This window comes from Pseudomonas sp. AF03-9, assembly GCF_020515815.1.
Taxonomy (GTDB): domain Bacteria; phylum Pseudomonadota; class Gammaproteobacteria; order Pseudomonadales; family Pseudomonadaceae; genus Aquipseudomonas.
On sequence record NZ_JAHPJF010000011.1, the window covers coordinates 229,622 to 250,025 of the forward strand.

The 20,404-nt window shown below is 63.4% G+C and carries 17 protein-coding genes; 15 read left to right on the forward strand and 2 right to left on the reverse strand.

All coding sequences use genetic code 11. From position 1 onward, the window contains the following. Positions 1–177 precede the first annotated feature (177 nt). From LIY36_RS15105 to LIY36_RS15120, 4 genes are read left to right on the forward strand one after another with little or no spacing between them, the layout of a single operon-like run. Entirely contained in the window at positions 178–978 is an 801-nt protein-coding gene (locus tag LIY36_RS15105; protein WP_226456159.1) for a glucose 1-dehydrogenase, read from the forward strand. Then, the gene (locus LIY36_RS15110) at positions 971–2,797 is read left to right on the forward strand and encodes a glycoside hydrolase family 15 protein (protein ID WP_226456160.1); all 1,827 of its coding nucleotides are present in this window, start codon (positions 971–973) and stop codon (positions 2,795–2,797) included. The genes LIY36_RS15105 and LIY36_RS15110 overlap by 8 nt, the downstream gene beginning before the upstream one ends. Before the next feature lie 41 nt (positions 2,798–2,838). Continuing rightward, a complete protein-coding gene (locus LIY36_RS15115) occupies positions 2,839–3,318 on the forward strand; it encodes an isochorismatase family protein (RefSeq protein ID WP_226456161.1) in 480 nt (159 codons plus the stop codon). Then, positions 3,315–3,875 (forward strand): GNAT family N-acetyltransferase, encoded by a 561-nt coding sequence (locus LIY36_RS15120; RefSeq protein ID WP_226456162.1) that lies wholly within the window; start codon positions 3,315–3,317, stop codon positions 3,873–3,875. Before LIY36_RS15115 ends, LIY36_RS15120 begins: the two co-directional genes overlap by 4 nt. Before the next feature lie 201 nt (positions 3,876–4,076). On the opposite strand, the gene LIY36_RS15125 is transcribed toward LIY36_RS15120, so the two are convergent. Further along, on the reverse strand, positions 4,077–5,084 hold the full coding sequence (locus LIY36_RS15125) for a GlxA family transcriptional regulator (RefSeq protein ID WP_226456163.1): 1,008 nt from the start codon (positions 5,082–5,084) through the stop codon (positions 4,077–4,079). A gap of 90 nt (positions 5,085–5,174) precedes the next feature. Between LIY36_RS15125 and inhA the strand changes: the two genes are divergently transcribed. Further along, complete coding sequence (gene inhA, locus LIY36_RS15130) at positions 5,175–5,855, forward strand: isonitrile hydratase (RefSeq protein ID WP_192300311.1); 681 nt, start codon at positions 5,175–5,177, stop codon at positions 5,853–5,855. 149 nt (positions 5,856–6,004) lie between these two features. Here inhA and LIY36_RS15135 read toward each other — a convergent pair whose 3' ends face one another. Continuing rightward, positions 6,005–6,634: a LysE family translocator gene (locus LIY36_RS15135; protein WP_226456164.1), complete on the reverse strand. Its 630-nt coding sequence runs from the start codon at positions 6,632–6,634 to the stop codon at positions 6,005–6,007. Positions 6,635–6,794: 160 nt separating this feature from the next. On the opposite strand from LIY36_RS15135, the gene LIY36_RS15140 reads away from it, so the two are divergent. The 10 genes from LIY36_RS15140 to LIY36_RS15185 all read left to right on the forward strand — a co-directional run bounded on the left by LIY36_RS15140 (position 6,795) and on the right by LIY36_RS15185 (position 20,404). Next, positions 6,795–7,310, forward strand: a complete 516-nt coding sequence (locus LIY36_RS15140; RefSeq protein ID WP_192300309.1) for a sigma-70 family RNA polymerase sigma factor — start codon at positions 6,795–6,797, stop codon at positions 7,308–7,310. Then, positions 7,297–8,247 carry a FecR domain-containing protein gene (locus tag LIY36_RS15145; protein WP_226456165.1) on the forward strand — a complete coding sequence of 317 codons (951 nt, stop codon included), beginning with the start codon at positions 7,297–7,299 and terminating at the stop codon, positions 8,245–8,247. The genes LIY36_RS15140 and LIY36_RS15145 overlap by 14 nt, the downstream gene beginning before the upstream one ends. Before the next feature lie 107 nt (positions 8,248–8,354). After that, the gene (locus LIY36_RS15150) at positions 8,355–10,841 is read left to right on the forward strand and encodes a TonB-dependent siderophore receptor (protein ID WP_226456166.1); all 2,487 of its coding nucleotides are present in this window, start codon (positions 8,355–8,357) and stop codon (positions 10,839–10,841) included. A gap of 430 nt (positions 10,842–11,271) precedes the next feature. Continuing rightward, on the forward strand, positions 11,272–12,711 hold the full coding sequence (locus LIY36_RS15155; protein WP_192300306.1) for an undecaprenyl-phosphate glucose phosphotransferase: 1,440 nt from the start codon (positions 11,272–11,274) through the stop codon (positions 12,709–12,711). Continuing rightward, on the forward strand, positions 12,711–14,171 hold the full coding sequence (locus LIY36_RS15160; protein WP_192300305.1) for a mannose-1-phosphate guanylyltransferase/mannose-6-phosphate isomerase: 1,461 nt from the start codon (positions 12,711–12,713) through the stop codon (positions 14,169–14,171). The genes LIY36_RS15155 and LIY36_RS15160 overlap by 1 nt, the downstream gene beginning before the upstream one ends. Before the next feature lies 1 nt (position 14,172). Further along, on the forward strand, positions 14,173–15,084 hold the full coding sequence (locus LIY36_RS15165) for a glycosyltransferase family 2 protein (RefSeq protein WP_226456167.1): 912 nt from the start codon (positions 14,173–14,175) through the stop codon (positions 15,082–15,084). Positions 15,085–15,113: 29 nt separating this feature from the next. Beyond that, complete coding sequence (locus LIY36_RS15170) at positions 15,114–15,890, forward strand: polysaccharide biosynthesis/export family protein (RefSeq protein ID WP_192300422.1); 777 nt, start codon at positions 15,114–15,116, stop codon at positions 15,888–15,890. A gap of 14 nt (positions 15,891–15,904) precedes the next feature. Further along, positions 15,905–17,896: a GumC family protein gene (locus LIY36_RS15175; RefSeq protein WP_226456168.1), complete on the forward strand. Its 1,992-nt coding sequence runs from the start codon at positions 15,905–15,907 to the stop codon at positions 17,894–17,896. Then, on the forward strand, positions 17,896–19,086 hold the full coding sequence (locus LIY36_RS15180; protein WP_226456169.1) for a glycosyltransferase: 1,191 nt from the start codon (positions 17,896–17,898) through the stop codon (positions 19,084–19,086). Before LIY36_RS15175 ends, LIY36_RS15180 begins: the two co-directional genes overlap by 1 nt. Continuing rightward, positions 19,076–20,404, forward strand: coding sequence for a GH39 family glycosyl hydrolase (locus tag LIY36_RS15185; RefSeq protein WP_226456170.1), 1,329 nt, complete (start codon positions 19,076–19,078; stop codon positions 20,402–20,404). The genes LIY36_RS15180 and LIY36_RS15185 overlap by 11 nt, the downstream gene beginning before the upstream one ends.

The window sequence follows — 20,404 nt, forward strand, 5'->3', positions numbered from 1 at the left end:
CGCTCATCCCCTGACCACCTGCAAGCCGGTAGCCTCACCTCGGGAGCGAAAGACGTCTACTGTCAGAAATGACAGTTCCCCCTGCCTGCCCCGCTGCGCCCCGTCGAATCCCACGCTGAACTTACACGTGGCCCCGCCAGTCAGCTGAATGAACCCTCTGACAGTGGTGGTTGGCCCATGCACCTCTCGCTCCAGCAACAAGTCGCCCTCATCACCGGCGCCAGTTCCGGCATCGGTGCAGGCGCCGCCAAGGCCCTGGCCGACGCCGGCGCGGCCGTGGTGCTCAATTACAACGCCCAGGCCGCCCCTGCTGAAGCGCTCGCCGCACAGATCAACGCCAACGGCGGCCGTGCGCTTGCCATCGGCGGGGACGTGTCAAAAGAGGCCGATGTGGAACGCCTGTTCGCCCAGACGCTCGACGCCTTCGGCCACTTGGACATTCTTGTCGCCAACTCCGGCCTGCAAAAAGACGCCAACCTGGTCGATATGAGCCTTGATGACTGGAACACGGTGATCGGCGTCAACCTCACCGGCCAGTTCCTCTGTGCCCGCGCGGCCGTGCGTATCTTCAATCGCCAGGGCGTGCGCGAAGGCGTGTCGCGGGCGGCGGGAAAAATCATTCATATGAGCTCGGTACACCAGTTGATCCCTTGGGCCGGCCATGTGAATTACGCCGCCTCCAAAGGCGGTGTCGAGATGTTGATGCGCACCCTCGCCCAGGAAGTCAGCGCGCAGCGCATCCGTATCAACGGCATTGCGCCGGGGGCGATCCGCACGCCGATCAACCGGGCGGCCACCGAAGGCGCGGCAGAAAAGGAACTGCTGAAACTGATTCCCTACGGCCGGGTCGGCGACGTCGAAGACGTGGCCAACGCCGTGGTCTGGCTGGCCAGCGATGCCTCCGACTATGTAGTCGGCAGCACCCTGTTCATCGACGGCGGCATGAGCCTTTATCCGGAGTTTCGTGGCAATGGTTGAGCTAAAGAACGAACCCCAAAGCGCCATCGACGCCCACGGCATCATTGGCGACATGCGCAGCGCGGCACTGGTCAACGACACGGGCAGCGTAGACTTCTTCTGCTGGCCGGAATTCGACAGCCCGTCGATCTTCTGCGCCCTGCTCGACAGCCCCGAAGCGGGCATTTTCCAGCTCACTCCGGACCTGCCAGACGCGCGCCGCGAACAGATCTACCTGCCCGACACCAACGTGCTGCAAACCCGCTGGCTCAGCGACGAAGCCGTGGTGGAGATCACCGACCTGCTGGCGATCAGTGATGACCTCGATGACCTGCCGCTGCTGATCCGTCGGGTGCGGGTGATCAGCGGCACGGCCGACATCCACCTGCGCTGTGCAGTGCGCCACGACTACGCGCGCGCGCCGACCCGCGCCAGCCTCGACAACCGCAGTGTGTACTTCAACGCCGATGGCCAGCCCGGCCTGCGTTTGTCCAGCAGCCAAGCCTTGCACATCAAGGATGGCGCGGCGGTTGCACGCTTCACCTTGAACCAGGACGAAGGCGCCGAATTCGTCCTCGGTGGCCAGGATGATGAGCGGGTGGACAGCGCTTGCACCGACCTCGCCCTTGCCCACACCCTGACGTTCTGGCGCAGCTGGATCGCCCAGTCGAACTACCGTGGACGCTGGCGCGAAATGGTCAATCGCTCGGCCCTGGCCTTGAAGCTTCTGACCTCGCGCAAACACGGCGCGATCATCGCCGCCGCCACCTTCGGCCTGCCGGAAAGCCCCGGCGGCGAGCGCAACTGGGACTATCGCTACACCTGGATCCGCGACGCTTCATTCACCGTCTACGCCTTCATGCGCCTGGGTTTTGTCGAGGAAGCCAACGCCTACATGCGCTGGCTCAAGGGGCGGGTCAGTGACTGCTGCGGGCAGCCAACCAAACTCAACATCCTCTACGGTATCGACGGCCGCCAGGAGCTGCCGGAAACCGCACTGCCCCACTTCAAAGGCCACGGCGGCGCCACGCCGGTGCGCATCGGCAACGGCGCGGTCGGGCAGATCCAGTTGGACATCTATGGCGAACTGATGGACGCGGTGTACCTGGTCAACAAATACGGCGAAGCCATCTCCCATGACGGCTGGAAACACACGGTGGAAGTCGCCGACCAGGTCTGCGATATCTGGAACACCAAAGATGTGGGCATCTGGGAAATGCGCGGCGAGCAGCATCACTTCCTGCACTCGCGGCTGATGTGCTGGGTGGCGCTGGACCGCGCAATCCGTCTCGCCTCCAAGCGCTCGCTGCCAGCACCGTTCGCCCGTTGGGACCAGACACGCCAGGCGATCTACGCCGACATCTGGAGCAACTTCTGGAACGAGGAGCGTGGGCATTTTGTGCAGCATATCGGCAGCACGGCGCTCGACGGTTCGATGCTGCTGATGCCGCTGGTGCGTTTCGTCGCGGCCACCGACCCACGCTGGCTGTCGACGCTGGAAGCGATCCAGAAAAGCCTGGTACGCGACGGCATGGTCTATCGCTATCGCAACGACGACAACCCAATCGACGGCCTGCAAGGCACCGAAGGTGCATTTACCGCGTGCTCGTTCTGGTACGTCGAATGCCTGGCCCGCGCCGGGCAAGTGGAAAAGGCCCACCTGGAGTTCGAACAACTGCTGCGCTATGCCAACCCACTGGGTCTGTACGCCGAAGAGTTCGACAACCAGGCCCGCCACCTGGGCAACACGCCCCAGGCCTTGAGCCACCTGGCGTTGATCAGCGCGGCGTCGTTCCTGGACCGCAAGCTCAGCGGGGAGAAGACGACCTGGCAGCCCTGAGGCACAATGACCGCCCCACCCCGGCTACGGACTGCAACCCCATGCGCCAGGTACTGCTGATCATCGACGTGCAACCCTGCTTCAACCCGCCGGCATGGCTTGTGGACGGCATCCATGCCCTGCTCGGCCGCCTGCCCAGCGTCGCCACCGTCGAGCGCCACGACGAAAGCATCACCCCCTTCACCCGCCAACTCGGCTGGCAACCGGCGCCGGATGACGACAGCCTGGTGGCGGCGGATCGCATCTTCGTCAAGCACGGTTATGCGCCGACGCCCGAGACGATTGCCTACCTCAAAAGCCTCGAGCCGCAGCGTGTGTTGGTGTGTGGCATACAAACCGACACCTGCGTCCTGGCGGCGGGGTTTGCCCTGTTCGATGCAGGGTTGCAGCCGACGTTGATCAGCGATTTGACCGTGGGCTCGTCGCTGGATCGGTCAGGGCAGCTGGGGGTGGATTTGTGGCGACATCACTTTGGCAAGGTGGTGGATCGGGAGCAGATTTTTGCGGCAACCGCGCCATGAGCCCTTTCCCTACCCTACACACCCAACGCCTGTGCCTGCGTGAGCTTGTAGCAAACGACGCACCGGCACTGTTCGACATCCACAGCGATGCCGACAGCATGCGCTGGTTCGGCGCCGACGCGATGACCGAGCTTGCCCAGGCCCAAGCCCTGATCGAAACCTTCGGGCACTGGCGCACCCAGCCCAACCCCGGCACACGCTGGGGAATCGAATGGGAGGGTGAACTGATCGGCAGTTGTGGTCTGTTCAAGTGGAACCAGAAGTGGAACAGTTGCGCACTCGCCTGTGAGCTGGCGCCCGACGCGCGTGGCCAGGGACTGATGAGTGAAGCTATGCAGGCAATGCTCGACTGGGGCTTTGAACAGATGCAATTGCATCGAGTGGAAACCTGGGTGCATCCGCAAAATACCGCGTCGCTCAAGCTGTTGGAGCGACTGGGTTTCAAAGCCGAAGGAACGTTGCGCGACGCGGGGTTCTGGAATGGCCAACGACACGATCTGGGTGTATTGGGGTTGTTGAGCCACGAGTGGCTGAACAGGAAAACCACAGGTATTTAACGAACCCTACTTTACACATTGCGCCTGATATTCCAGGTGAGAATATGACCTCACGCCTCCTACAAGACATCAGCACCCCCCTCGCCCGCCGTTGAGCTGGAGTGAGACATGGGAGAATCACGACCAAGGTTTGATCAAGTGCTGGGAAGTTGGTCGAGAGCTCGCAATCAAACGACCTGATCTGGTGAGCCGTGCCAGTTGCTATGGGCGCTGTGCGGTGCAGACGACGGGGTGACTGCTGGAATTGCTCGGCGAAAACCGCTCGCGGTAGGCCTGGGGCGTCACCGACAAGACGCGCAGAAAACTGCGGCGCAGGGTTTCTTCACTGCCAAAACCACATTGCACGGCGATGCGTTTGATTGATGCCGTGCTGTCGGCCAACTGCCTGCGTGCGGTTTCGACGCGGATCAGTTCCACGGCGCGCGCCGGGGTCTGGCCGGTTTCGTTGCGGTAGTGGCGCACAAAGCTGCGTTCGCTCATGCCAGCCTGGGCGGCGAGGGTCGGGATGTTCAGGTCGAGGGTGAGGTTTTCCGCCATCCAGGCGTGGAGTTCGGTGAAGCGGCTGTCGGCCTTTTGCAGGGACAGGGTCACACTGAATTGCGATTGCCCGCCCGGGCGCTTGAGGAACACCACCAAGTGGCGCGCCACTTCCAGGGCTACTTCGCGGCCCAGGTCTTCTTCAACCAGCGCCAGGCACAGGTCGATGCCGGCGGTGACGCCGGCGGAGGTCCACACCGCGCCCTGGCGAATGAAGATCGGGTTGGACTCCACCGTCAACGAAGGAAATTTGCGCGCCAGTTCTTCGCAACGCGTCCAGTGGGTGGCCACGCGGCAGCCATCGAGCATGCCGCTGGCGGCCAGCAAAAACGCGCCGGTGCACACCGAGGTCATGCGCCGCGTATGCCTGGCTTTTTCGCGCACCCAGTCCACTAGCGCCGGGTCTTCGGCGGCGCCGTAGACGCCCCAGCCACCGGCGATCACCAGGGTGTCGCACGGCGCGTCGATGGCCGGCAACGGCTCGGCCACCAGCGCCAAGCCAGCGGAGGTCATCACCGGGTCCGCCTGCGCAGCGACTACCGAAACCGCGTAAGGCAACGGCAGACCGCGCTGGCGCGCCAGGTCATTGGTGGAAGCGAACACCTGCAACGGCCCGGTCACGTCGAGCACCTGGGCGTTGTCAAAAGCGAGGACATGGACGATTCGAGGCATGATTGGCGTGATCTGTGGGCTGAATGGCGTATCCGCCAAAGCCTAGGCCCCTAGAGTGGAGTCGTCCACCCCTTTCTCGGAGCGCTGTCCATGACCTTGCAAATCGGCTTTGTGTTGTTCCCCGGCATCCAGCAACTGGACCTGACCGGCCCCTATGACGTTCTCGGTTCGCTGCCGGACGTGAAGTTGCACCTGGTGTGGAAAGACCTCGCGCCGGTCACCTCCAGCACCGGCCTGGTGTTCACCCCGACCGTGACTTACGCCGATTGCCCAACGCTGGATGTGATCTGCGTGCCCGGCGGTTCCGGGGTAGGCGCGTTGATGGAAGACCCACAGACCCTGGACTTCCTCAGCACCCAGGCGCAGACCGCGCGCTACGTGACCTCGGTGTGTACCGGCGCGCTGGTGCTCGGCGCGGCGGGCCTGCTGCGCGGGCGCAAGGCCACCACCCACTGGGCCTACCACGACATGCTCGCCCCGCTCGGCGCGATCCCGGTGCAGGATCGTGTGGTGCGTGACGGCAACCTGCTGACGGGTGGCGGCATCACCGCCGGCATCGACTTTGCGCTGACATTGGCGGCGGAGTTGTACAGCGAAGCGGCGGCGCAACTGGTGCAGTTGCAGATCGAATACGCGCCGGCGCCGCCCTACCACTCAGGCAGCCCGGACACCGCGCCCCGGCATGTGCTGGAAGAAGCACACAAACGCACGGCGCAATCGCGCCGGGTGCGCGGCGAAATCGTCGCACGCGCCGCCGCACGACTCGGCTGACTCTCCCTTGATCCCACCAACTTGCCCGCGCTGGGGGGCGAAGCCGCCCTAAACCCCGGCTGCTCGGTGTTTCAGGAAGACCGAGGTGTCTGGTTTTGGGGCGGCTTCGCCACCCAGCGCGGGGCAAGCCCGCTCACTACAGGGGCGAGTCAGGTGGGGCGCGACATCACTGCCAGGCGCACGGCCAGCAGCGTGAGCACCGTCGCCAGTCCCCATTTGTGCAGCCAGGCGCTTTTCGAGCGTTTGGCAAAGAACCGGCTCAACACCCCGCCAAACGCCCCCAGCAAGCCGTGAAACACTGCGGCGATCAACGTCAACACGCCGCCCAGCAGCATCAACTGCACGGCAATCGAGCCTGCTTCGGGCCGGACGAACTGCGGCAAGAACACCACAAAAAACAGCAACGCCTTGGGATTGAGCAAACTGTTGAACATCGCTTGCAGAAACACCCGTCCCAGGGGCACGCGGTTGGCCGGGGCCGCCTCCAGCCCCGGGCTTTTCTGCAAGGTCTTGAACACCAGCCACAGCAGGTATACCACCCCGGCATAGCGGATCAGGTCAAAGGACGGCGGCCAACTGGCCACCACCGCCGTCACCCCGGTGGCGGTCAACGCGGTCAGCAGCAGGTCGGCCACACCGATGCCCAGGGCCGAGGCCATGCCACCGCGCCAGCCGTGGGTCACGCCGTGGCTGATGACAAACGCCATGTTCGGCCCCGGCGATAACAGCAACAACAACACCGCACCGCAAAAAACCGCCAGGGTCGCCAGGTCGATCATGCTCAAGCCCTCCACCGGGAAAAGCCTGCAGACTAATCCGCCTACCGCATGCCGACAAAAAATTGTGCTGGATACATTGCCCAGCGGTGATTGCTCATTGCCATAGCCAACGTCTAGAATGCGAAACATTATCAATTAAGACTGTTGCGCCGGGATGCCCATGTCGAGCGATCACCCACTGGACCCTGCCGCCATCGGCCAGCTTTACCAGGCGCATCATTCCTGGCTGAACGGCTGGTTGAAGCGGCGCACCGGCTGCCGCGAGCATGCCGCCGACCTGGCGCAAGAAACCTTTGTGCGCCTGCTCAACGCGCGCAAGCAGCAAACCTTGCTGCAACCGCGTGCGTACCTGAGCAGCATCGCCCGCAGCCTGATGATCGACGGGTACCGCCGCCGCGAGCTGGAACGTGCCTACCTCGAAAGCCTCGCGCATTTCCCACAGGTCGAGGTGCCGTCGGAAGAAACCCGCCTGCTGATCCTCGACAGCCTGGAACGCATCGATCGCTTGCTTGATCAACTTAAACCCCGCGTACGCGAAGCCTTCCTGCTCGCGCAACTGGACGGCCTGACCTGCGCGCAGATCGCCCAACGCCTGGACGTATCCAAGGCCACCGTGGAACGCGACCTGTCCAAGGCGCTGCACGCCTGCTATCGGTTACGTTATGCCGAACGCTGACCAGCGCCTGGTAGACCAGGCCATCCAATGGATAATCACCCTGCGCTTCAACGTCGCCGACGACGCCAGCACCGCCGCGTTTGAACGCTGGCTGCACAGCAGCCCCGAACACCAGCGGGTGTGGCACCGGGTCGCGACGATGAATGACGACTTCAACCATCTGCCCGCCCAGGTCGGGCGCCGCACCCTCAGCGGTGCGCGGCAACGCATCAGCCGCCGCGAAAGCCTCAAGCTGCTGGGCCTGGTGGCCGGTGCGGCCGGCTTGAGCTGGTTCGGTCGCGACTACACACCACTGCCAGCGATGATGGCCGACTACCGCACCGCCACCGGCGAGCGGCGCTGGGTCGCGCTGAGCGATGGCAGCAAGCTGCAACTCAACAGCGCCACGGCGATTGATGCGACGTTCACCCCAGAGCGACGCAAGGTCCAACTGCGCCAGGGCGAGATACTGGTGAATCCCAGTGTCGATACCCGCCCCTTCTGGGTGCTGACCCGCCACGGCGACTTGCGCGTCGAAGGCTCGCGCTTGCTGGTTCGCGAAGAGGCCCAAGGCACCTCTCTTGCGGTGCAACAGGGCACGGTGGCGATATTTGCCGACCGCCATGACCCCAGCGCCCGGCAGGTGATCCAGCCCGGCGCGTCGGTGTTGATCGACCGCACAGGCATCCGCACACCCATCGCCAACGGCCTCGACCCGTGGGCCTGGAGCGACGGCGTGATCAGCGCCCACAACATGCGCCTCGACGCCTTCCTCAGCGAGCTGGCCCGCTACCGCCACGGGCTGCTGCGTTGCAGCGAAGCGGTGGCCGGACTGCGGGTTTCAGGGACTTATCAGTTGAGCGATACCGATCAAGTGCTGGCGCTGGTCGCGCAATCACTCAACGTCGATGTCACCTACCGCAGCCGCTATTGGGTGACGGTAACGCCCCGGGTTTAATCGTCCGAAAAAATAAATGAGGTGAATTCCCATTGCCGCTCGACCTGTAAGGAAAGGCCGATCAACAGGCCAGTACTTTTCACTTCCTTCAGGAGCATCCCGCGGTCATGCAAGCGTTCCCCTCCCCCCGTTCCCCTCTCAAGCGCGCAGTGCAGGCCGCCTTGCTCGGCGTCTGCCTGAGCGGCGGCGCCCTGCCCCTGGCCGTGCTGGCCGATACGCCGGCCAGTGACAACCAGGCCCAGGACTGGAACATCGCCGCCGGCCCCCTGGCCCACGCCCTTGACCAGTTCGCCCGCCAGGGCGGTATCAGCCTGTCGTATGACGCGACAGGCGTCGCCGGCAAGACCAGCCCGGGCCTGAGTGGCCGTTTCGACCGCGAGCAGGCGCTCGGCCAATTGCTCAGTGGCCAGGGCCTGCAAGCCCAGCGCCAGGGCAACAGCACCTGGCTGCTACTGCCGCAAGTGGCCGACAGCGGCGCGCTGAACCTGGGTGCAACCACGATCACGGGCGACCGCCTGGGCGCCACCACCGAGGGCACCGGTTCCTACACCACCGGCGCGGTGACCATCGGCAAAGGCCAACACAGCCTGCGGGAAACACCACAGTCGGTCAGCGTGATGACCCGCCAACTGATGGACGACCAGAACGTCACCACCATCGACGACGTGATGGAACGCACACCCGGCATCACCAGCTACGAATCGCCCATGGGCGGCAAGTATTTCTATTCCCGTGGTTTCAAGATGCTCGGCCAGTACCAGTACGACGGCGTACCGCTGGACATGGGCAAGGACTACGCCCAGGCCGACAGTTTCAGCGCCAACATGGCGATTTATGACCGCGTGGAAGTGCTCAAAGGTGCCGCCGGCATGCTCAAGGGCGCCGGCACCGCCAGCGGCGCGGTGAACTTCGTACGCAAGCGGCCCCAGGCCAAGCCCACTACCAGCCTGTCGCTGTCCGCCGGCACGTGGGACAACTATCGCGCCGACGTCGACGCCGGTGGCCCGCTCAATGACAGCGGCACCGTGCGTGGCCGCGCAGCGATCAGCCAGCAGGATCGCGGTTCCTACATGGACATTGCCAAGCGCAAGGACCAGGCATTCTACGGCGCACTCGACGTTGACCTCAGCCCCGACACCACCCTGGGCATCGGCGCCAGCTATGAAGATGTCGACGCCACGCCATGCTGGGGCGGCCTGCCGCGCTACGCCGACGGCAAGAGCGCCAACCTCAGCCGCTCGACGTGCCTGGGACAATCCTGGAACGACTGGCAAAGCCGGCGCGCCACGTACTTTGTCGACCTCACCCACGCGCTCAACGATGACTGGAAACTCAAGGTCGCGGCCGTGCACAGTCGCAACCTGCAAGACACCAAGTACGCTGCCAGCGAAGGCACCATCAACTACGGCGACCCAGCGCCCACTGCCCTCTCCTACGCCGCGTTGATGGACTACGATCACCGCGACTACGGCCTCGACGCCTACCTGGACGGCAAGTTCGAAGCGTTCGGCCTGGAACACGAACTGATCCTCGGCGCCAACGGCAGCCGTGGCACCCAGGACGATGTGTACGCGATCCAGAACCTGCCCACGCGCCAGGGCATCTACACGCCCAACCACCACTTGCCGGAGCCGGCCGACAACACCTTCTGGCCGAACATGTACCGCGGCAGCACGATCAAGGAAACCGCCACCCAATACGGCGCCTACGCGACCTTGCGCCTGCGCCTGGCCGAACCGTTGATGTTCATTGCCGGCAGCCGCGTGAGCTGGTACGACAACCGTCGCCAGTCCTACAGCCTGGGCTGGGGCGAGTGGTCGCTGCAGGATGCGCGCTCCAGGGAAACCGGCGAAGTCACGCCGTTCGCCGCGCTGATCTATGACCTCAACGAGCACCTGTCGGTATACGCCAGCTACGCAGACATCTTCCAGCCGCAAAGCGCCTATGCCACCGCCGATGGCGCCGCGCTCAAGCCGAAGATCGGCGATAACTATGAGCTGGGCATCAAGGGCGAATGGTTCGACGGCCGCCTCAACAGTTCCCTGGCACTGTTCCGCGCCATCGAGAAAAACGGCGCCGAAACCGATTACGCCAGCTTCTGTGCAACCTCTGCCGATGGCTTTTGCTACACCGACACCGCCAGGGTGCGTGCCCAGGGCGTGGAGGCCGAAGTCAGCGGTGAATTGCTCGAGCGCTTGCAGGTATCTGGCGGTTACACCTACACCCAGACCAAGTCCCTGAAAAACATCGACAGCGCCCTCGAAGGCGGCTCATCCAACACCTACGTGCCCAGGCATATGCTGCGGGTCTGGGGTGACTACCAGCTCGACGGCGCGCTGTCGAAATGGAGCGTGGGCAGCGGCGTCAACGCCCAGAGCAGCAACTACCGCATGCAGACCATCAAGCTGGAGCAGGCCGGTTACGCGACTTGGGACGCCCGCGTGGCGTACCGCATCGATGACACCTGGACCGTGGCACTCAACGGCAAGAACCTATTTGATAAAACTTATTACAACACCGTCGGTACCGCCTCCTGGGGCAACTTCTACGGTGAACCACGTAATTTCACCGTTAGTTTGAAAGGTAACTTCTGATTCCGCGAAAGTCCCGGTGGCCGGGCACTTAACGTGCCCTGCCCCTCCCTTATTGCCCCCCCTTCCTACGTCTGTTCGAAAAAGGTTTTACCGGCTGGCAGGAAAATTCCTGCATTTGTTCCTACACTCAAAATCACACACCCAAACCGAGTGCACGGACAAGGACTGTCAACAAAATGCCGCTAAAAAAACCATTAAGACCGCCTAAAAAGCCAATCCGCACCATCGTCAATTCGTTGACAAGGCTTACCAAGGAAACACTCCTTTAATTACGACCCTGCAAGTTCCATTCAAACAGATAGTGCTGTTTGAATTGAACAGTTGCGTATTACCCAGAGTGGCCGTCGTTCGACTTGGCTCTATAAGCAGCATGCTGCCTTATTGATCCAACAACCGAGCAGAAAGTCTGGAGTGCAATGAGGGATGTTTTATGCGAGAGAAGTCGCGCGTCGACAGTTTGTTTTTAACACGTGCAGGTTTTGTTGAATTTTTTGTTGTTTTCGTCAAATTCATCCATGGCCTGAGTGCCATCCTTCCGCCGTTGGTCCTGGTGCTGTTCCTCGACCCGATGGACCCCCAATTGCGCCCACACTTCATCGGCCTGCTGGTATTTTTCGCGGTCCTGACGATCATCCTGTTCCAGGCCCTGGGCATCTATTCCGAAGAATTGTTCAGCAACCGCCTGCGCCTGAAAACCAAGATCAAAGCCTGGTCGGCCGCGTTCTGCATCCTGCTGTTCATGTACCAGATCCTGCAGATGTTCCCCCAATTGACCCCGCGCAATCTGCTGGCGTGGTACATCATCAGCCTGGGCCTGTTCTGCCTGGAACGCCTGATGATGCTGCGCCTGTATCGCAACCTGATGCGCAAGGGCAAATACCTGCAACGCACGGTGATCCTGGGCTTTACCGACACTGCCGTGCACGTCGCCGACCACCTGCAACGCAACGGCGACATCCGATCTGGCCTGATCGGTTTTATCGACGACCGCACCGAGCGCATCCCCAAGGAGCTGAGCAACCTGCCTTTGCTGGGCAACACCCGTGACCTGGAAAATCTGATCCGTGCCGAGCAGGTCAACCAAGTCATGATCTGCCTGCCGTGGGCCGCCGAGCAGCGTATCCACGGGCTGGTCAACCGCTTGCGGCAGATGTCGGTGAACGTGATGCTGGTGCCGGACATGGCCGCCCTGCGCTACGGGCACAGCAAGATTACCGACGTGGGCGGCATCCTGATGTTCAACACCTCGCAGTTGCCACTGCGCGGCTGGTCGCCTGTCATCAAGCGCCTGGAAGACCTGCTGCTGGCCAGCCTGGCGCTGGTGTGCCTGTCGCCGGTGATGGTCGCGACGGCGATTGCAATCAAGCTCGACTCCAAAGGCCCGGTGCTGTTCCGCCAGAACCGCTATGGCTATAACGACAACGAGATCCGCGTGTTCAAGTTCCGCTCGATGTTCACCGACCAGAGCGACTTCACCGCCGAACGCCAGACCACCCGCGAAGACCCGCGCATCACGCGCGTCGGCCGGATCATCCGCAAGACCAGCATCGACGAGCTGCCGCAGCTGTTCAACGTGCTGCTGGGCAACATGTCGATGGTCGGCCCGCGTCCCCACGCCACCGCCACCAAAGCCGCCGGGGTGCCGTTCGAAGTGGCGGTGAGCGAATACAGTTCACGCCACCGGGTCAAGCCGGGGATCACCGGCTGGGCGCAGATCAACGGCTACCGGGGTGAAACCGATACCCTCTTCAAGATCCAGAAACGTGTCGAATATGACCTGGAGTACATCTCCAAATGGTCGGTGTGGTTTGACCTGTACATCGTCTTCATGACGGTCCCGGCCGTTCTTTCCACCAAGGAAGTCTATTGATGAATGCCCTCAACGGATTAATCCCCTGCATCATTTCCGGTGGTTCGGGTACGCGGCTGTGGCCAGTGTCGCGGCAGAACATGCCCAAGCCCTTCATGCGCATGCGTGACGGCCAGAGCCTGTTGCAAAAGACCTTCCAGCGCGCCGCCAAACTGCCCGGCGTGGAAAGCGTATTGACGGTGACCAACCGCGACCTGCTGTTTCGCACCCTCGACGACTACCGTGGGGTGAACAAGGCCCACCTGCCCCTGGACCTGTTGCTTGAGCCGTTCGGGCGCAATACGGCTGCGGCCATCGCGGTGGCGGCGCTGCATGTGCAGGAGCATTTTGGCGATGCCGCGCAGTTGCTGGTAATGCCCGCCGACCACTTGATCCTCAACGAAGTGGCGTTTGCCGCTGCCGTGACCCAGGCCCGCGACCTGGCCGAAGCCGGCTACCTGGTGACCTTCGGCATCCAGCCCGACCACCCGGAAACCGGCTTCGGCTACATCGAACAAGGCGACGCGCTGGACACCGGCTTCCGGGTCAAGCGCTTCGTCGAAAAGCCCGACCTGGCCACCGCCCAAGGCTACCTCGACGGCGGCAAGCACCTGTGGAACGCCGGCATGTTCTGCTTCAAGGCCAGCACCCTGGTGGACGAACTCAGCACCCACGCGCCGGACGTGCTCAGCGCCGCCAGCGCTGCGCTGGAACACAGCCAGAGCCTGCAAAACAAAACCTCGCGCCAACGCGAACTGGAGGCACAGGCATTCGGCAGCGCGCCGGACATTTCCATCGACGTGGCCCTGATGGAGAAATCCCGCAAAGTCGCGGTGGTGCCCTGCGACATCGGCTGGAGCGACATCGGCTCGTGGGAAGCCCTGCGCCAGCTCACCCCCAGCGATGCCCATGGCAACCAGGTCAATGGCGAAGCGATCTTGCACGACGTGCATAACTGCTACATCGACTCGCCCAAGCGCGTGCTCGGCGCGGTCGGCGTGCGTGACCTGATCATCGTCGACACCCCCGATGCGTTGCTGATCGCCGACGCCCACCGCAGCCAGGACGTGCGCTACATCGTCGCCGAGCTCAAGCGCCAGAACCATCCGGCATACAGCCTGCACCGCACCGTCACCCGGCCATGGGGCACCTACACCGTGCTGGAGGAAAGCAGCCGCTTCAAGATCAAGCGCATCGTGGTCAAGCCCCAGGCGTCGCTGTCGTTGCAGATGCACCACCACCGCAGCGAACACTGGGTGGTGGTCAGCGGCGCGGCGCAGATCACCAATGGCGAGCGTGAATTCCTGATCAACGCCAACGAGTCCACCTACATCCCTGCCGGGCACAAACACCGACTGACCAACCCCGGCATCATCGACCTGGTGATGATCGAGGTGCAGAGCGGCGAGTACCTGGGCGAGGACGACATCGTGCGTTTCGACGACATCTACGGGCGCGCACCGGCCGAGGTGAAAAAATGATATGCGCACGTCACTGATCATCCCGACCCGCAACGCCTCCAGCCACCTGACGCGGCTGCTGCCGGCGCTGGCCATGCAAACCCTGCAACCGGACGAGATGCTGGTGGTGGACAGCGCCTCCAGCGATGACACCGTGGCACGCTTTCGTGCGTTCGGCGCACGGGTCGAAGTGATCGACGCCCGCGACTTCAACCACGGCGGCACGCGGCGCTGGGCCAGCGCGCAAGTGGACGGCGACGCCTTGATCGTGATGACCCAGGACGCCATCCCCGCCGCCCCTGAAACCTTCGCCAACCTGCTCGACGAGCTGCAACAAGACCCGCTCAACGGGGTGGCCTACGGTCGCCAGTTGCCACACCCCGACGCTGGGGTGCTGGGCGCACAGTCACGGCACTTCAACTACCCCGCGCAGAGCCGCAGCAAAAGCCTGGCCGATGCGCCGGAGTTGGGGATCAAGACCTGCTTCAGCTCCGACTCGTTTTCCGTGTACCGGCGCAGTGCGCTGGAGGCGGTGGGTGGTTTTCCCAGGGACGTGATCGGCAGCGAAGACGCCTTCGTCGCCGCCCGCATGCTGCTCGACGGCTACAAGGTGCGCTACGCCGCCACGGCGCTGGTGCATCACTCCCACGATTACAAACTCATGGATGAGTTTCATCGCTACTTCGACATTGGTGTGTTCTACGGCCGCGAGCCGTGGATCAAGCAAGCCTTTGGCGACGCCGGGGGCGAAGGCAAGCGCTACGTACTCGCCGAGCTTGCCGCGTTGCGCAAGGCAGGCGCCTTGCACCGTGTCCCCGAAGTTCTGGTGCGCAGCGCCTTCAAGTTGCTCGGCTACCGCCTGGGCCACCTGGAACGCCGTCTGCCCCTCGCCCTCAAGCGGCGCATCAGCATGTTTCCCGGTTATTGGAGGTGAGCAGCATGACCCAGAGGAAGTCCCCCGTGATGAAACGAACCGTGCTCGCCCTGGCCATGCTGGCCCTGGCCGCCTGCAATACACCGGCACGCATCGTCGCGCCAGACAGCAAGGCGGTCGAGGACGGCAAACGCGCCCTCGAACAGCTTGCGCAACTACCGCCGGCGGTGGAGCGCATCCGCGTCGGCGATCAGTTGCGCATCGTCCGCGATGCCGGCGAGATGCCGACGCTGTCGGCGTTCAACGTCAGCACCATCTATGAGCTGACGCTGTACACGGTGCAGACCGACGGCAAGATCAACTACCCGTTCCTGGGGCCGATCCATGTCGCCGGGCGCCAGCCTTCGGAACTCGCCACCGAACTGACCGGCAAGCTCGCGCAGACCTATCGCGAGCCACGGGTGACGGTGAACATCAACCAGGCACCGGGCAACTCGGTGATCGTCGGCGGTGCGGTGAACAACCCGACGGCGGTGCAGATCGCCACGGCCAACACCCTCGAACAGGCCATCCTCGGCGCCGGCGGGGTCAGCCCGGCGGGCAATGCGAGCATGGTCGCGTTGCTGCGCGAAGACGCCCAGGGCGCCTATCGCGCGTACTTCCTGGACTTCAGCCAGTTGCTCAACACCGGCCCCAACGGGCGCAAACCCGTGCACCTGCAACGCGGTGATGTGGTGTTCGTGCCCAAATCCAACGTGGGCGAGCGCATCCAAGGGGTGGATACCTACATGAACCAACTGATCCCGTTCACCAAGTCGATCGGGGTTGGCTACAACTACACCCGAACCAGCGGCGGCAATAACTAAAGGAGCGACATCCCATGATCGAGATCCGTTCTTTTCGTGATCTTCTGCGCCTGTTCTTCATCTTCCGTCGCGAGTTCAAGCTGGCGGCGATTGCCGCGCTGGTGATCATCCTGCTCGGCGCGTTCCTGTTGCCGGCCAAGTACGAATCCACCGCGCGCCTGCTGGTCAAGCCGGGGCGCGATTCAACCTTGCCGATCGAGATCAGCAACCGTCAGGCGCTGGTGATGCCCAGCACCCAGCGCGACCCGATTGTCGACGAAGAGCGCCTGCTCACCGGGCGGCCCATCGTGCGCGCAGTCGCCGAGCACTACCTGGAAGTGATCGATAACGCGCCGCCGCCGGAAGGCTTCTTGAAAGTCACCAAGCACTACGTCAAGAAAGGCATCGGCGCAGTGTTCGACGGCATCCGCGTGGTGCTGGAAACCATCGGCATCATCGAAAAAACCACCCCGGTGGAACGCCTGGCCGCCAGCCTGGAAAAGAGCTTCGATGTCAGCCACGCCGCCGGCTCCACGGTGATGGACATCAGCTTTACCTGGGGTGATCCGGAGATCGCCCAGGCGGTGGTCAAGGACTGGGTCGAAACCTACATCAACGAACGCACCGAGGCCTTGGGCCGCAAGAGCCTCTACGTGTTCTACGAAGGCCAGGTGAGTAACAGCGCCAGCGAGATCAAGAGCTACAAGGAGCAGATCCTCAAGCACCTCAACGAGATCGGTGCGGCGAGCATCACCGACCGCCTTGAAGACTTGTCCGAGCGCATCAACGTATTACGCGGCGAGACCTTCAACACCACGCGCTTGATCGCCTCTTCCGACAGCGCCATCGAGAGCACGCGCACCCAGCTCAAGAGCCAGCCCAAGGAAGTCACCACCGTTCGCCAGATCGCCCTGAACCCGCAGCAGCAGGACTTGCGTCGCCTGCTCAACCAGAAGCTGCTGGAGAAGGCCGACATGATGCGCACCTACACCGACAACGCGCCGCCGGTCAAAGCCCTGGACGCCTCGATCCAGGCGATGCGGGTCCAGGTCGCCAGCGAAAGCAACACGGTGCAAGCCTCGGAAAACCGCGCGCCGAACACCTTGGAAATCCACTTGCAGCGCGTGCTGCTGGATGAAACCAGCAACAACAAGGCACTGCGCACGCAGCTGGTGCAACAGCAGAAGCAATTGCTGAACCTGGAGACGCAACGCACCCAAGCCCTGGAGGTTGAACCGGAGCTGGCGCGCCTGTCCCGCGAGCTGAACGCCACCGAGCGCAACTACGCGCTGTACGTGGACAACCTGGAAAAATCGCGCATCGACCGAGAGCTGGACAACAGCCAGATCAGCAACATCGCGGTGATCGAAGAAGCCACTCTGAACCCTGGGCGAATCTTCCCCAAAACCCTGGTGATGCTGGTGTTGGCGGTTCCGTTTGCCATCGTCGTCGGCCTGCTGGTGATCTACCTGTGCTACCTGCTTGACCAGCGTATCCACGATGGCGGCCTGGTGGAGCGCAAGTTCGGCCTGCGGCTGTGGACCACCTTGCCGGAGCTGGATACCAGCACTGTGCAAAGTACCAACGCATTCCACGCCAGCATCTACCGGCTGTACAGCCAGCTCAAACCCGATCGCATTGCGCAGAACGGCCTGACCCTGGGGCTGACCTCGGCGCGGCACGGCGAAGGCGTGACCTTTGTGGTCGAGCAACTGCGCCATCTGCTGCTGGAAAACGGCGTGAACGTACGGGTCGGCGGCCTCGCCCCGGCGGAGCCTGGCGAAGTGGTGCTGCTGGATGCCTCGGGCCTGCTGGATAACCGCGACGCGTTTGTCACCCTGCGCCGCGCCGACCTGATCGCACTGGTGGTGGAAGCGCATAAAAGCACGGTGCCAGTGGTGGAGCACGCGTTGTCGATCCTCAACACCGCGTTCGGCAAGGTCGATGGCATCATCATCAACCGGCGTAAATTCGAAGTACCGGCCAAGGTCCTGCGAACCATCGCCAAGTACCGGGGGGCGTTCTGATGCGCATTGCCCTGCTGGCTCCTTTGCCGCCGGAAAAAAACGGCATCGCCGACTATGCGAACCATTTCAAGACGGCGCTGGAGCAGTTGGGCGTGACGGTGGCGACACCGTTGAGCGGCGCGCAGGGAAGTACCCAGGCGATCCAGCAGGCCATCGCCGCGTTCAATTGGCAGAGCGTCGACCTGGTCCACGCCGAATTGGGCGGCGGGCGGCTCGGCGAGTTCCTGGCCCTGCGCGAATTGCGCAAGGCTCATCCGACCCTACCGTTGACCGCCACGGTGCATGACCCCGAGCGTATCGTCTGGCGGCGCGAGCGGCTGCCCTTCCCGCTGAACCTGCTGGAACGCCTGCCCAGCCCGTTGCCACAAGCAGCGGTGGTGCTGGCCGACCCACTGACCTTGCGCGAAGAACGCCAAGTCGCCAGAGGCCTGACCCGCCTGATCACCCTCACCCGCCTCGGCGCCGACTGCCTGACCCAGCGCATGCAATTGCCACCCGGCAAAGTCGCGGTGATCAACCACGCCAACCTGGCGACCCCACCCGCGCCGCTGCCGGCGTTGGACACCCTACACCTGCTGTACTTCGGCTTTATCTACCGCGGCAAAGGCATTGAAGACCTGCTGCAAGCCCTGGCCGACATGTTCAAGCAAGCCCCCGAATTACGCGGCCGCGTGCGCCTGACCCTGGCCGGTGGCACCGCCGCTGAGATGGCGTTCGGCGCAGGCGGCAATTACCTGGAGCAGTTGAACAGCCAGATCGCCGCACTGGGCCTCACCGACACCCTCGACTGGCGGCTGAACCTGCCGGCGGCCGAGATTGCGCAGACGATCCAGGCGCACCATGTGATGGTGTTGCCGTATCGCGAATCGAAAAAACTCGGCCTGCTCGGGCGCCAACGTGGCACCAGTGGCGCCCTGTCCTGGGCCGCCGCGTGCGGGCGCGGGGCGATCACCTCGGATGCGCGGGCGTTTGCCGAAGAGGTCGCCAGCGGCAACGGCGCGATCTATCCACAAGGTGACGTCGCGGCCCTCACCGCGCAATTGCTGCGCCTGGCACGCACGCCGTCGTTGGTCCGGGACTGGGCCGAACGTGCCGGGGAAATCGGCCGCGAACGCCTGTGGCCGCTGACCGCGCAGCGCTTCAAGCAGCTGTTTGAACAGGCGATTGCGGGGGCCCCGTATGGCACGTAGATACGCCTACCTGGCGAGCCTTGCGTTGATCGCCGCCCTTGGCCTCGGCGTGTTTATGTGGGGGCGCCCAGCCGACGCCGAGAACCATGTGCTCAAGGGCAGCAAGGAGGTGGTGTGGAAGGATTTCCTGGGGGTGAACGCACAGTTCCTGTGGTTCAGCCCCGCGCGCTACCAGCTGCAGATCGACCGCCTCAAGGCCCTGGGCCTGCAATGGGTGCGCCTGGATCTGCACTGGGATCAACTGGAACCCGTGGAAAACCAGTACCAGATCGCGACCCTCGATCAGTTGGTCGGCAAGCTGCAAGACAACCAGCTCAAGTCGCTGTTCTACCTGGTCGGTTCGGCCCCTTTCGCCACCACTGCGCCCGCCGGCGCGCCGTATCAGGACCAGTACCCGCCGGCCGATCCGAACATGTTCGCCACACGCATGGCGCTGCTGTCCCAGCGCTACCCCAGCGTTGACGCCTGGCAGGTGTGGAACGAGCCCAACCTGCTCGGCTTCTGGCGTCCGGCGGCCGACCCGGCGGGTTATGCCAGCCTGTTGACCGCCACGGCGAGCGCCTTGCGCGGGGTGAATCCGGCGAAACCCGTGGTGGCCGCCGGCATGGCGTTTTTCAGCGAAATGCCCAACGGCCAGACCATGTTCAACGCCCTCGGCGCCCTCGGCGTGGCCAGCCTGAACACGGTGGTGTCCTATCACCCCTACACCCAGTTGCCCGAAGGCAACGACCCGTCCAACCTGGATTTGATTGCCAAGACCAGCGCGCTCAACCAGGCCCTGCGCAACGGCGGCGTGCAGGCGCTGTGGAGCACCGAGTGGGGCTGGTCGACCTACCCGGGGCCGAAAGACGCGCAAGACCTGATCACCCCGCAACAACAGGCCGATTACGTGGTGCGGCGCGTGGCGCTGATGAGCGCGATGGATTTCGACAGGATCTTCCTGTTCACCCTCAGCGACCTGGACCAACGCGCCAGCGTGCGCGACAGGTTCTACGGCTTGCTCGACATCGACGCCAACCCCAAGCCGGTCTACACCGCGCTGAAGTATTTCCTGGATGTCAGCGGCCCCAGCCTGAGCCCGGCCGACCCACCGGCCGCCGACCAATTGCCCGACGGCCTGTTCAGCATCGGCTGGACCCGCGCCGACGGCCACAAGCTATGGTTCTTCTGGGCGGCCGAGGGCGGCAACGCGCACTTGCCCGGGCTGACCAGTGCGACCCTGTACGACCCGCTACGCGGCACGCAAACCCCGGTAAGCGGCACCAACGGCCTGACCGTGACGGTCAAGCCGAACCTGCAAATTCTGTTATGGGATTAA